This is a genomic window from Mediterraneibacter faecis (assembly GCF_055383675.1).
This window is the reverse complement of the sequence record NZ_AP043803.1, coordinates 1,266,012-1,279,117: the sequence shown is the minus strand read 5'-3', so window position 1 is coordinate 1,279,117 and position 13,106 is coordinate 1,266,012. Positions and strand designations below refer to the sequence as shown.

Below are 13,106 nucleotides of genomic sequence, written 5' to 3'. Positions count from 1 at the left end.
TGATAGGGCGTTAAACACTCCATTTAGACATTGGATTATATTTATTCCGCAGGCTGTACGTTATCGATCTCAAAGAACTGTGGCACGCTGGAGAAAGTATATCCGGCGATTTTGGAGGAATTATATACAACCAGATCCTTAGAATAGGAGATCGGAAGGTCAATCACATTGTCGTTGGAAACATTCAGTGCAGTAGCAATCGCACTCTGAACCACTTCGGGATCAGCAGAGGTGGAGAACGCATTTACCGCATCCGAATAGCTCTGGAAATCCTCAAGTGCCTGCAAGGAAATAGCATGAGGATCAGCACCGAGGGATTCCTGCAGGAACTTGTGCGGTTCAGTATAAGACCCTTCTGTATTCCATGTTGTAATGTCATAATTTCCTGCAACGCCTTCGGTCCACCAGGTCATCTGATCCTGGCCGGTAGTGGTTACGTCAATACCAACCTCTGCAAGCTGGGTCTTAATTGCAAGAGCCATGTCCTGTGCAAGAGAAAGATCAGTCCAATAGGTGTAATTCAGGGAAAGCTGCTGTCCATCTTTTTCACGGATACCAGTGCTTTCATTCATCACCCATCCAGCTTCATCCAGAAGTGCATTTGCTTTATCCAGATCATAGCTCCATGTGCTGTTATAAGTAATGTCTGTGTAGGGCGCTCCGGGTGCAAACAGGCTGGTGGCCGGAGTTTCGTATCCATAGGTCAGGCCCTTGGTGATTTCTTCCTTATTGACAGCGTATGCAATCGCCTGGCGAACCTTAAGATCGCTCAAAATTTCGCTGGACGCATTCAGAACCAGGTTCCGGGTCAGGGTATTTCCATCATTGATTGCGCCCTCGATCCCATCCAGAGAAAGAGCCTGATTATAGTCATCATAGCTGAGAAGGTCAGCACCGTAAATCAGGTCAACCTCACCAGTCTGTAATGCCTGAAGTCTGGAAGATGCCTCCGGGATATACTTTATGACAACTTCATCATAGTAAGGAGCTTCGCCCCAATAGTTTTCATTTCTGACAAAACGGGTGCAGTCACCGGAAATCATTTCTTCGCGGATGTATGGACCAGTGCCGACAACATCTGTGAATGTCTGGAAGTTTTCAGCTTCAAACACATTCGGGGACATCATACCAGCAACATTCTGGAAGCAGAAGTCATTGATATAAGAGAAGCAAGGGGCAGCATAATGAACGGCCACCGTGTATTCGTCAACAACCTCTACGCTTTCAATGTTGTAAATGCCCTTGATACCGCTAAAATTAGGGTTGGAACGGTCAAAGTCCAGAATTTCCTTTACGCTTTCCGCATTAAAAGCGGCTCCATCTGTAAAAGCAACATCCTGACGGAGCTTAAAGGTAAGGACAGTATTTGTCTCATCCCATCCCCATTCCTCGGCCAGTTCGGGAACAATTTCCCCGTCCTCATAGGCGACTAAAGTCTCATAGACCAGGCCACAGGCAATATTGTTTTCCTTGTTCATGGTCAGTGTCGTAAGGCTGTCCAATTCCTTAGCCGTGACGATCGTCAGTACCTTCGCTTCGTTTTCACCGCCAGTCTGCGTCTGATCGGAGGTATCATTCTGACCACAGCCGACCATAGACAAAAGCATACTCACGCCCAATACAGCGGCGAGAAGTTTCTTGTAAATCTGTTTCATGTTATCCTTGTCCTTTCTGGTTTGATAATTGATCTATTAGATAGCCTTGCTCGGCGATCCGTCCCTCCCGCATGATGATAATCCGATTTGCAATACGCATTGCGTCCTTTCTGCTATGCGTAATGAAAATGCAGGAGCTGCCGGATAGCTTCACAAAGTTCTCTACTAAAGTAAGTACGGCATCCGCCGAAATCAGGTCAAGCCCGCTGGTCACTTCATCCATGATTAAGTAATCAGGTTCCACGGCAATCGCCCGAAGCAAAGAGAGCCGCCTCTGTTCGCCGCCCGAAAGCTGACGGACAGGCGTTTCCAAAAGCCCATAATCCATGTGTACGGCATCCATCAAATCTAAAATATGTTTTTTTCTTTCGGCTCTTTTCTTATCAGTTAAGTTCACCAGTGCTTCTTCTACATTTGCGTATGCAGACCTGGCAGGATTTAAAGTGCCGGAAGAATCCTGAAAAACAGCCTGTATTTTTTTACGGTGCTGTTTCCATGTTCGATAATTCCAACAGGTTATATCTTCACCATCCAGTAATATTTTGCCAGAAGTTGGTTTCTCAATGCCGATCAGAAGTCTTGCCAGCGTGCTTTTTCCCGATCCGCTTTCTCCCTCAATAGCAAGACTTTCACCTTTACAAAGGTGGAGGTTGATGTCCGAAAGCGCATTAAAATCTCCCTGGTTCACATTATGATATACCTGATTTACATTCTGGATTACAATTTCTCCCATTTCCATTCACCCCGACTTTCCCTATGGCTCAACGCGGAAAATTGTTTCATCCAGTCTGTCTGCGGACTTGACAAGAGTTTATCCATCGTTCCATGCTCAATAATTTTTCCGGCTCCCAGAACATAAACGTTCTGACATAAGTTTTTAAGTGCGGCCACATCATGGGATACAAATAATATGCCTTTGTCCTTCATTTGCTCCTGCATGATGAGAAGCAATAAATCCCTGTTTTCTTCATCCAATGCAGCGGTTGGTTCATCGGCTAAAACATAATCCGGCGACATTCCCAATAAGATTGCCGCAGCTACTCGTTGTAGCATTCCGCCTGATAGTTCAGACGGATACGCACCCAAAATCCGATCCGTGTCTTTTAGATTTACGGAAACCAGTTTCTCTTTCGCCAGGTCAGTTGCTTCACTTGTATTCAAATGCAAACGATTGACAAAGGTTTCCCGCATCTGATAACCGATTTTTAATCGGCTGTCAAAAGCCGTCATAGGGTTCTGGGGGATAAATCCAAGCTTCTTCCCACAAAGCTCACGATGTGACTTGCGGGAAAGATGTGATAAATCTATATCGTCCAACAAAATTTTCCCGGCATCAATATGACAGCTTGTGTGAAGCATCCCCAAAATGCTCCGCAGCAAAGTTGTTTTTCCAGAGCCGCTTTTACCTGTAAGTCCAATCACATGGCCTGCAGGAATTTCCATAGATATGTCTTTCAGAAGGTAGCGGCCTGACCGTTCCTTGACATCTAACTGTTCAATTTTTAACATCACTCTGCCTCCTTCGTTGTCAACTGCCTGCCAATGACGTTAAAGCAGAGTGTCGATAAAATTACCGCCCCTATTGGATAGAGAATCATGGTCGGGTGAAGAACCAAAGCACCCCTTGCGTCTAAAATCATACTTCCCCAATCTACTACATTATCACCAAGCCCTAATCCAATAAAGGAAAATCCGGTAATAGCCAAAATCATATCCGCACAGGAAAGGCACAGAAAGCGAATCATTTCGGCAATCAAATTCGGGAAAATATGAATCAGCATGATTCTGAGCTTTGAAGCGCCGGAAGCGATTGCACACATGACATAAGCTTTTCCCATTTCCATGTCGGTACGGGTACGAACCAGTTTTATGTATCTCAAAATGTAAGACACAGTGAGCGCGACAAGAGTAGTTTTCGCTCCGCTGCCCCAGGCTCCAATAAACACAATTAAATACGCAATCGGGGGAATGGCTGTAACAGCGTTAATCAGGCCATCAATAAGTGCATTTTCTTTCATAATGGCCCGGCTTGTCACCATTCCGATAACAGTGCCAAGCAGAAAAACAATAAGAGAGCCTCCTAATACAATCCCCAGCGTTGTCCAGCCACCATAAAGAATCCGTGACAGAATGCAGTGCCCTAAAGCATCCGTACCAAACGGATATTCTGCGCTGGGATCAGCATATCTCTCCAACAAGTTTGATTTCATTGGATCGTTGGGTGCAAATAAAAATCCGGCAAAAAAGAAAATAATCACAAGGGTTGGAATGAAAATCGCACACCATTTTCGAAAACGCTTCGTTTTCATTTACGCCACCCCCTTTTTACGCCCGATTGCCCACTGCACCAAGTCAGCGGCAATGTTGCAAAGAGCAATCGCCAGCGCCAGAAAAAACACCTCGGCGTGTATCATGGGAGTATCGCGATCAAGCACATGGTTTACAATCAGATAACCAAATCCCGGAATTGAAAAAATGGATTCAATCACCGTTGCGTTAGCCAGTGCCAAACCAATGCTTTGTAAAAAGTTTGGAACTAAACCCATCGCTGCCCGCGGAATAAAATGGCACAGCAAAAGCCTTTTTTCCGAAAGCCCACGGCAACGGGCATAAAATGCGTAATCCTCGTTGCTTTCATGCTCCAGAGCATCCATCAGAAGCGGCGTATAGAAAGAAGCCCCGAATACGCCAATGCAGATTGCCGGAGATATGTAGCTGAGTAGGGTTGTATTTCCTGCCACAGAAATTAATGACTTTTGAACAGCAAAATAATCCAGATAAACGGTTGCCAAATAGAAAGAGGGTATGGACACACCCAAAATGCACAAAAGCCTGACTGCCTTTTTCGGAAGTTTCCAGGGAAGTAAAAAGGCAATACAACTAACGATTACAATGAAAACAACCTGAAAGATAGATGCCAGAGCTACAATTCCAAGCGTTTTCGGAAAGGCTGTGGCAATATCCGTCCAAACATCATGTCCATTTGCCAAAGAAACGCCTAAATCAAAATGCAGTAAGTCCCATACCCAACGGCCATACTGGACAAGCAATGGTTTATCAAACCCCAACTGAATCCGAATCTTTTCAATCTGTTCCGCTGTGGGGTTTCCGATCATCCTCTTTGCATAAGCTGTGGCTGGATCAACGGATGACAGTCTCATCAGCAAGAAAGACAGTAGAGTTACAAACAATAAAGTAAATATCAGCTCAACCAGTTTCCGTAGGATATATTTTCTCATATCCCGTTTCATAATACCGACTCCTTCGCGGGTTAGAACAATCTAACCTCTATTCAAAAAAAAGAGCGTCTGCACGACGCTCTTAAATCATCTGCTAGTACAGATGATAGTATATTGTATCTGGTATTTTGCCGCCACTCTAAAAAGACCAAACATCCTCTATTTGGACAACTTTTTTCGGAACTCGGAAGGCAGTTCTCCAAATTCCTTTTTGAATACTTCGGAAAATTTACTTGGATTATCGTATCCCATTTTAGCCGCAATTTCTGTTATGCTGTCAGAAGTATCCCGAAGCAAGATCGTGGCAGCCTGCATACGATAGGATTTCATATAAGCATAAATAGAACACCCATAAACGCCCTTGAAGCAAACCTTCATTGAGGTAAGAGGAATTTCAAATTTTTCTGATAACTCCTGCAAAGTATAATGGTTGCGAAGATCAGCTGTCATATATTCCTGCATTTTCTTTATTGTTTGTACTTGATTTCTTGCAAAATATCTTCGTTCTTCCTGGTAATCCTGAAGCGAAACCTGATTCAGAAACATCAGCAATTCCAACACTTTCACTTTTAAATAGTAAGCGATCATCCGAGGCTCCACCCGATAAAGTTCCGAAAAAATATGTTCAATTTCGCTTTGAGTTCTTAATACAATGCAGGTATCATTCTTGCAAAACTTATCTGCAATCGAAAAGACATCTATATTCAGACCTCCAATCACACTTTCTATCCGCTTCATAGTTTGATCTGCCGTAGGCAGATCAATGGTAATAGAAATGCCGTGATAATGCGACAACGGAAAGTAAGTTGATGTAGTTTCGTTTGTCAGGCGGTTAATTGCAAGATCGCCAGCACCGACATACTGATAATCTCCATTAGCAAATTCGCATTCAAAACGTCCCTCCCGGCAATGATTGATTTCAAGTACATCAGAGTGCGGAAGCTTGTTTTGATTCTGTCCATCGCTCATGTGAAAATCATTATAGAATAATTCAATACCCGGAAGAATTTCATAGCGAGTGATAACACCCTCCCCAGTTACATTTTTCATTCTGTAAATGGAGCAGCCATCTTCGCTGACAATTTTTTGAATTTCCGGGTCAAAAAAGTCTGTAAATTGCTGTTCGCTCATTTGTATTTTCTCCCTGATTAGCATAAGTAAACCACAGTTAGTATAGCATATTTTCATGGCCGCAGTCCATGGATGTTTTTTGAATTTTGAAGTATGCGTGTTGTTTATGTTACTGTTCAGGTGCGAACTTGATTAAGAAAAGCCGGTGGTGTAAACTGTAATCAGTCAAAACCACTGGCTCTTCTTAATCCAGAATCCTGGATACTCTATCAAAGAGGTTACTTTCATTTTGTCGCATCACAACCAGCATGCTCATGCTTTTACAGAGATAATCGTGGCTTTGGTTACTCCGGAAGGACACGACCTGCTTTTGCTTTCTTTTATAGTTGCGAAGCTGTCTCTCGGCTTCATTATTACTTGTCGGAACCCTTCTGTCATGCAGGAACATGAGATGGTTTTTCATCAGTTTGTCCATGCGTAGGTACAGGTTGTATCTGGTGTTAGCATATAAGTCCGGACAAGTGGCTCCGAAGAAATCGGAGTAATCATTCTCCTTATTGTATTGATTCACCTAATTATTTCGGATACTATTTCTCTGTAATCTTATTTACTAACTTCTGAATATTGTTTACATCAGTAAAACATGTAAGATGATTTCCAGGAATCATAATAACAGTAACATCACCAATGCAATTTTCTCTCCAAAAATTTATAACTTCTTCACTTCGATGGAATACAATTTTCTCTGTATCTTCTGCTATAAATAAACGAATATCACCTAAATATGGTATAGGTTTATATATAGCTCCATTTGTACTTTGTTTGAATATATCAAATAAATAGACAAACATTTGAATTGGCATATTTTTCGATACACTGTTTATATACAGTCTTATTCTTTCCTCTTTCTCAATCTCCCGAAGACCATTTATGTATTCTTCTACTTTATTTTTAGATTTCTGTTCTATTCCTGTATATTTTCCAAATTTCTCATCCATATATTCATATAATTCCCGCTCATTTAATTGATATTCCGCCAACACAGGATACGTTATATTTACCATAGGTAAAAACATTAGTTCCATTACTACCTCATCCTCAATACTATATTTCCCTGGTATACTATCAATCAGAGAGACATCAATAACATCAACTCCCTTATCCATCATATTTTTTGCAACCTCAAAAGCTATCATTCCGCCAACACAATGTCCAATAAGTTGTATTTTATCATAGCCTAAGTCAAGTATAATTTTTGTATATTTATCAGCAACACTCTCATATAAATGCCCTGCATAAAAATCTAAATATTGCTTTACATTATTTAATGCTATACTAACAATAGTCCCCTTTTCTTCATTACATAGACCTTGTATAAATGGTAAAAATTCATCAATCGATCCCAAGCCAGCGTGGAAAATCACAACTAATTTATCTTCTTTCCCTTTTTTATGAATTTTTAGCTTGCCAAGTTCTTCCTCATTTACCTCAGCATCTTCATATCTGCTATTCACTTCTTTTTTTAAAATAATTTGATCTATGTATGAAACTATCTCACTCAAAGTCGGGGAATTAATCGTCTGTTTCAGCAATATATCAAACGGTACATCACATTGACTCCCACTTTCTTTTAAAAAATTCCGTATTTTTCCAACTGCTTGTGCCATAATCAAAGAATCTGCTCCAAAACTACGCAAATCCGAATCTGGTCTAATATCGCTTCTCTGTAGCAATTTACACCATATCTCTTTTATCGGAAAATAAGTAGATGAATCACTATTTATTGTGTTTTTCGTATCTGCCTCTTTTTTGTCCTCTACAATTTCTATATTTTTAAGATATTTTCTGTCAATTTTACCATTAGATGTTAATGGCAATTTCATTACACGTATATTGTATGGAATCATATATGCCGGAAGCATTCGTTTTAACTCATTTAATACATATAGGCTAAAATCTTCCGTAAATTCAGATGGCTGCGGTTCAACATATGCAATTACTCTTTTTTCTCGTCCCTTTTCTCTACACAAAACTGCAGCATATTTAACGGATTTAATTTTTTCTATATTAGCCTCGATTTCTCCTAACTCAACCCTAAATCCATTCAATTTTACTTGAGTATCACGCCGACCTAAAAATTCAATATTTCCATCTTCTAAATATTTTCCTTTATCACCTGTATCATACATTCTTTCTCCATTTACCATAATAAATGCTTTCTCGGTTAGTAGCGGTTCATTTAAATACCCTTTTGCCAATCCTATACCAGAAATGAAAATATCTCCAACAGCACCCAACGGGCATATTTCTTTTTTACTATCCAATACATAAACTTCTTGATTTGGAAGAGCTTTTCCATATGGTATACTTTTCCATTCATCAAAAAGGTATTCATATTCATAATATATTGACCAAATTGCTGCTTCTGTTGCTCCACCTAAACTAATTACCCGTGTTTTTTCCATACAAGCAGAGATTAATCTTTCTGGCAAAGTGAGCGGTATCCAATCACCAGACAGCAATGAGCACCTTATATTAAACTGTTCCGTTCTTTTTTCATTTTCTCTGTATTCCAGAATCATCTGCATTATGGCTGGAACAGAATTCCATACAGTAATTTTTTGTTTCACTATCGTCTCAAATAAATAAGAAGGATCTGCAATTCTGTTTTCATCAGGTAAGAACAATTTTCCTCCTGCCGACAAAATTCCAAATATGTCATAAACTGATAAGTCAAAACTTAATCGAGATACTCCAAAAACTATATCATTAGTGGAAATATTCAGCATTTTATTTACATAATATATTGTATTCAATGCAGACAAATGAGAAATAGCAACCCCCTTAGGTTTTCCCGTACTCCCAGATGTAAAAATAACATACGCTATGCTGCTATTGGGGACTTGCGGAATTTGTTTTGTAATTATTTCATTGTTTTGTTTGTCTGCATAAATGTACTTAACATCTAAAAACATTAACTCTATCTTGCTACAACTACTTATCAAAACATATTTTATTCCCGCCTGTTCAATAATTTCATTTATGCGTTTCTTAGGTTGTTGAATATCTATCGGTACATATGTGCATCCGTTCATTAAAACGCCAAGAACACTTGCTATTTGATAGTTTGATTTTGGCATAAAAATCCCCACAAGATCTCCTGGAATGCACCCTTCCTGTTGAAGTTTATTTTGAACGAACCAGCTTTTTCTTACTAATTTACTGAAAGACCATATTTCATTTTCATCTTGAACTGCTTCTTTTTCGGGACATAATTCTGCCATTTCCAAAATAGAAGAATACAACAAGCCACTCGGCAAATCATATTTTTTCTTACTAATTTTAATGTTTTTATTTAATATAGCAGTCACCTTTTCTACATTCCAATTTTCTGCGTCAATCAAAAAATTGCAAATTAAATCTTGAAACATTAAAAACATTTCATCTATAACCTCAGGCAAAAAAATTCCTTCTCGCACATCCCAATTTATTAATAACTCATCGTCCTGATCAAACACTTGACAATCAATAAACACCTGTGGAGTTTGAGAAATACCATTTTGATAATATTTACCATGGTAACCTTCTTTCTTAGTATTCCGGATCACTCCAATTCCACTAGTAAATACATATGGCATGATAATATTCTCTTTGCCTTGAGACAATTCACGTAATACTTCAACACCAGAAAAAAACTTATGTTCCATATCTGTTAATAATTGTTGCTGAATTTGTTTCACGTATTCTCTAAAACTCTTCTGAATTGAGAAATCAACTGCCAACAAATTTATTGAAGTAAAATCCCCAACAATATTATTTACTTTGCTTTCATAACTGTTTCTATTTAAAGTCGTTAAATTCATAACAAATTTTTTGTTGGTACTCCATTTTGAAATAACCATAGCGTATGCAGATAAAATAACAGCAGAACTTGTCAATCCCATCTTACTAGAAATCAATTGTATAGTTTTCCACTTGTTTTTTTCAACAACAAATTTGTATCTTTTAAATATAACATTTTTATCAATATTCTCAACAGCATTAATAATAGGGAGATCCGGTTTTTCAGGAAACTCAGCTAAGCGTTCTATCCAATATTCACGATCAGAAAAATATTTTGGTGTATACTTCTTTACTTTTTCACAGTATATATAATCACTAAAATTGTATTCAATTCTAGGTAATGAAGCCGTTGGATTTTGATATAACTTTTCAAATTCGTCTATTAATATCCATATGCTTGCCCAATCCGCTATCATAAAATCGATAGAAATACCCAGAATAGCCTTATTGTGACCAGATACACACCCTATATCAAACATAGGCCATTTTGAAGCATCATATATTTTATGTCCTAATTCAGTTTGCAAAGTTTCTTGCGTATATGTTATGTTGCGATTTGTATACAACGTATACCAAGGAGTATCTCTTAAAATTTTTTGAATTCCTGTATCACTAAAGATTACTCGCAGCATAGGATGTCGATTAATTAGAATATTCCACACTTCCTCTACACGCTGAGAATCCAATTCAGAATACTCAACCTCCATATAAATGTGGCACGCTGCATTTCCATATTGAAAAATATTTTTTCTTCCAATCAAATACGCAGACTGTACATCTGTTAATGGAAAACTGTCTCCTTGCTTTCCTTTCCATAGTTTTTCTGGATGCTCGGTACAATTAATAATTGTCAGAAGTTCATTTTTACATTTTCTTATTTCCTCTATGACTTCATTTGTCATAATTCCTGACGGCGCTCTATATTTTATTTTTCCATCAACATTACTAAGTTTTACTTTCTTATCCTGCAATTTTACAAAAAGTTCAAAAGCCTTTTTTAAATTATTTGCATCCATAGCGTATTATTCCTTCCTTATAATAAATAACTTTTGATTTAATGGTGCTAATGGACTAGTATCACTTGGCACTACCACTAACTCTCTTTCACTTATTCCGCAACCCCAAAAAACTTCTTTCCATTCCTCCATTTTCAAAAAAGTTTCATTACATACTTCCCTTGCATCTGTTGGCCGGCTCATCATAAATGATTGTGATAACATTAACTCATAATTCTCTCCCACTGGCTCAGCAATAAGAGCAATACCGCCATGTACTAAGCTGCATATGATTTGTCTCATAGAATAATCCGTATTGACAGCATTATTCATCATTCCAGCAGCTATGACAATGTCCACACTCTCTTCAGCAATTCCCTGGTCACTTAAGTTAGAATCAATATTTATCACCTTATACTCTAATTCTTCTTTTCCCTGGTACTTTTGAGCAGCAAAATTGAGAAAATATTTTGTAATATCAGAATAAATATATGCTATTTTTTTAGTTGAATTTTCAAGAACCTTTAATATTCTGTCTGTTGTTGCTCCTGTTCCTGCTCCCAATTCTAATATCCTAATTTTATCTTTTTTAGTATGTTCTATAGCGAATGAAAGAATCTTTTCTATACAATATGCAAGATATTTTTCCATTAAATTTTCTCTATAGAAACAATTAGCTAACTCTATTGTTCCTTCCGGAAACAATAATAACGCAGCATTCATTTCTCCTGATAACAAAGCTTCCATTTTTTCAATATGTTTTAAATAATAATTAATGACATGTTCTCCTGATAATTTTCCAACCCACTTATCAGACACAATTTTCCAATTGTCTTTCTCACATATACTTGTATTTTTCTTTTTCCATTTAATTTTCCCAGCATTACATTCTATATATCCATTTTCACTTAAAGCATTAAGCCACCTTTGTAAAATATGCATATTTGAATCTGCCACCTTTAAGCAACTTACAATTTCTGTTATTGATATATTCTCCTTCTCCCCAGTCGCCTCGTACAGTTTGTATGAAATAGACTCCAAACATGCGATATTCATTATATGTTTTGCTTCTTCAACATAACCATATGTAATATCTGGTTCCAAATAAAAGTCAATATTGTTTGCAGTTTTTTTGATTTCTAGTGAATCATTTAAAAAGGTGTTTTTTTCTTCAAAAAAATCTAAAACATAGTTATTTAAATCAACTGCATGATTTGCATTTTGATACAATCTTGGGTAGCCAATCTTTTGAGTTATAAGCCCCCATATACTGGGAATTACAATTTCACTTTGAATTTTCCGACGATATTCCGTCATTTTTTCAAAATAAATATTATCTATAAATTCTTTAATTTCTTTTTTTATAGCATCTATCCATTTTTTGCAAAAAATATCTTTATAGCTCAACTCACTTTCTGACTCATACCAGTACATTTTACTGTCAAATATCTTCTGATCTAATTCATCCCCCTTCTTGATAAATAAGTCATGAGCAGCTCGAAATTGCGGTTTCCAAATAATCGGTCCATTAACATCAACCATGAAAAGCATTCCTTCCGATGTATAAATATTTATCTGTTGTAAATAATAGCAATAACTATCAGAATCGACTGTATTTACAGAATTATATACTTTAATACTCAACGGTATATCGTTAATACTACCTGAAGCAATAAAAAAATCTTGATTTTGTATCCAAAAATTTTCAATCGAAAATCTTGCCTTTTCCCTGAAAATTCTCAAAATATTGTCCAGTAGACTATATATAACTTGATTAGCACAAGCACATTCTATTGACAATATTTCATTTTTCCTCAACAGCCCTTTAGAGCACTCAATGTATTTATGAACAGTGTCCATGTACTTATAAAAATTTGCTACATGAAAAAATACCCCCTTCTCAATTGAACATTTTACACATTTTTTCATCTCGTCTATATGAATAGGCTGTTCAATGAATACATGAATACCTTTAGACAAAAATTTTAATGCCAGTTCACTTCCATCACCTCCCATTACACCCGTTCTGACAGCAATAAATACAATGTCTATATCCTCTGGGATTTTATCTATCGATGTATATAAATTAACATTATATTTTTCAGCACATAGCCTTGATCGTTCACTTCCATTAGAAAAAATGCCTATGAATTCCACGCACTCTTTCATCTTACTAATAGCATCTATATAAAATTGTCCAAACTTACTACCACATACAAGTGACTTTAATTTTCTCATTTTCTCACCTTCTCAATAAAATAGGGACAAGTTACACTCCTCAATATCTAATACTCGTAATTTGC

General features: G+C 37.5%; 9 protein-coding genes. All 9 read right to left on the bottom strand.

Annotated elements, in window-relative coordinates:
* Window positions 1-41: 41 nt before the first annotated feature.
* Window positions 42-1,655 carry a nickel ABC transporter substrate-binding protein gene (locus ACZ47Z_RS05895; protein ID WP_005344256.1) on the bottom strand — a complete coding sequence of 538 codons (1,614 nt, stop codon included), beginning with the start codon at window positions 1,653-1,655 and terminating at the stop codon, window positions 42-44.
* Between the two features lies 1 nt (window position 1,656).
* Window positions 1,657-2,388 carry an ATP-binding cassette domain-containing protein gene (locus tag ACZ47Z_RS05890; RefSeq protein WP_049940617.1) on the bottom strand — a complete coding sequence of 244 codons (732 nt, stop codon included), beginning with the start codon at window positions 2,386-2,388 and terminating at the stop codon, window positions 1,657-1,659.
* Window positions 2,373-3,164 (bottom strand): ATP-binding cassette domain-containing protein, encoded by a 792-nt coding sequence (locus ACZ47Z_RS05885; RefSeq protein ID WP_005344247.1) that lies wholly within the window; start codon window positions 3,162-3,164, stop codon window positions 2,373-2,375. Before ACZ47Z_RS05885 ends, ACZ47Z_RS05890 begins: the two co-directional genes overlap by 16 nt.
* Entirely contained in the window at window positions 3,164-3,964 is an 801-nt protein-coding gene (locus tag ACZ47Z_RS05880; protein WP_005344245.1) for an ABC transporter permease, read from the bottom strand. The genes ACZ47Z_RS05885 and ACZ47Z_RS05880 overlap by 1 nt, the downstream gene beginning before the upstream one ends.
* Complete coding sequence (locus ACZ47Z_RS05875; protein WP_294418101.1) at window positions 3,965-4,906, bottom strand: ABC transporter permease; 942 nt, start codon at window positions 4,904-4,906, stop codon at window positions 3,965-3,967.
* A gap of 147 nt (window positions 4,907-5,053) precedes the next feature.
* A complete protein-coding gene (locus tag ACZ47Z_RS05870) occupies window positions 5,054-6,025 on the bottom strand; it encodes a helix-turn-helix domain-containing protein (RefSeq protein WP_044921512.1) in 972 nt (323 codons plus the stop codon).
* Between the two features lie 184 nt (window positions 6,026-6,209).
* Window positions 6,210-6,428: an IS66 family transposase gene (locus tag ACZ47Z_RS05865; protein ID WP_227233629.1), complete on the bottom strand. Its 219-nt coding sequence runs from the start codon at window positions 6,426-6,428 to the stop codon at window positions 6,210-6,212.
* Between the two features lie 124 nt (window positions 6,429-6,552).
* The gene (locus tag ACZ47Z_RS05860) at window positions 6,553-10,824 is read right to left on the bottom strand and encodes an amino acid adenylation domain-containing protein (protein ID WP_464525966.1); all 4,272 of its coding nucleotides are present in this window, start codon (window positions 10,822-10,824) and stop codon (window positions 6,553-6,555) included.
* A gap of 6 nt (window positions 10,825-10,830) precedes the next feature.
* Window positions 10,831-13,041 carry a bifunctional Gfo/Idh/MocA family oxidoreductase/class I SAM-dependent methyltransferase gene (locus tag ACZ47Z_RS05855; protein ID WP_219715607.1) on the bottom strand — a complete coding sequence of 737 codons (2,211 nt, stop codon included), beginning with the start codon at window positions 13,039-13,041 and terminating at the stop codon, window positions 10,831-10,833.
* Window positions 13,042-13,106 lie beyond the last annotated feature (65 nt).

Coding starts and splice junctions, on each gene's coding strand:
- ACZ47Z_RS05885 (WP_005344247.1), bottom strand. CDS start 3,164: ATGTTAAAAATTGAACAGTTAGATGTCAAGGAACGGTCAGGCCGCTAC.
- ACZ47Z_RS05870 (WP_044921512.1), bottom strand. CDS start 6,025: ATGAGCGAACAGCAATTTACAGACTTTTTTGACCCGGAAATTCAAAAA.
- ACZ47Z_RS05865 (WP_227233629.1), bottom strand. CDS start 6,428: ATGAAAAACCATCTCATGTTCCTGCATGACAGAAGGGTTCCGACAAGT.
- ACZ47Z_RS05855 (WP_219715607.1), bottom strand. CDS start 13,041: ATGAGAAAATTAAAGTCACTTGTATGTGGTAGTAAGTTTGGACAATTT.
- ACZ47Z_RS05890 (WP_049940617.1), bottom strand. CDS start 2,388: ATGGGAGAAATTGTAATCCAGAATGTAAATCAGGTATATCATAATGTG.
- ACZ47Z_RS05860 (WP_464525966.1), bottom strand. CDS start 10,824: ATGGATGCAAATAATTTAAAAAAGGCTTTTGAACTTTTTGTAAAATTG.
- ACZ47Z_RS05895 (WP_005344256.1), bottom strand. CDS start 1,655: ATGAAACAGATTTACAAGAAACTTCTCGCCGCTGTATTGGGCGTGAGT.
- ACZ47Z_RS05875 (WP_294418101.1), bottom strand. CDS start 4,906: ATGAAACGGGATATGAGAAAATATATCCTACGGAAACTGGTTGAGCTG.
- ACZ47Z_RS05880 (WP_005344245.1), bottom strand. CDS start 3,964: ATGAAAACGAAGCGTTTTCGAAAATGGTGTGCGATTTTCATTCCAACC.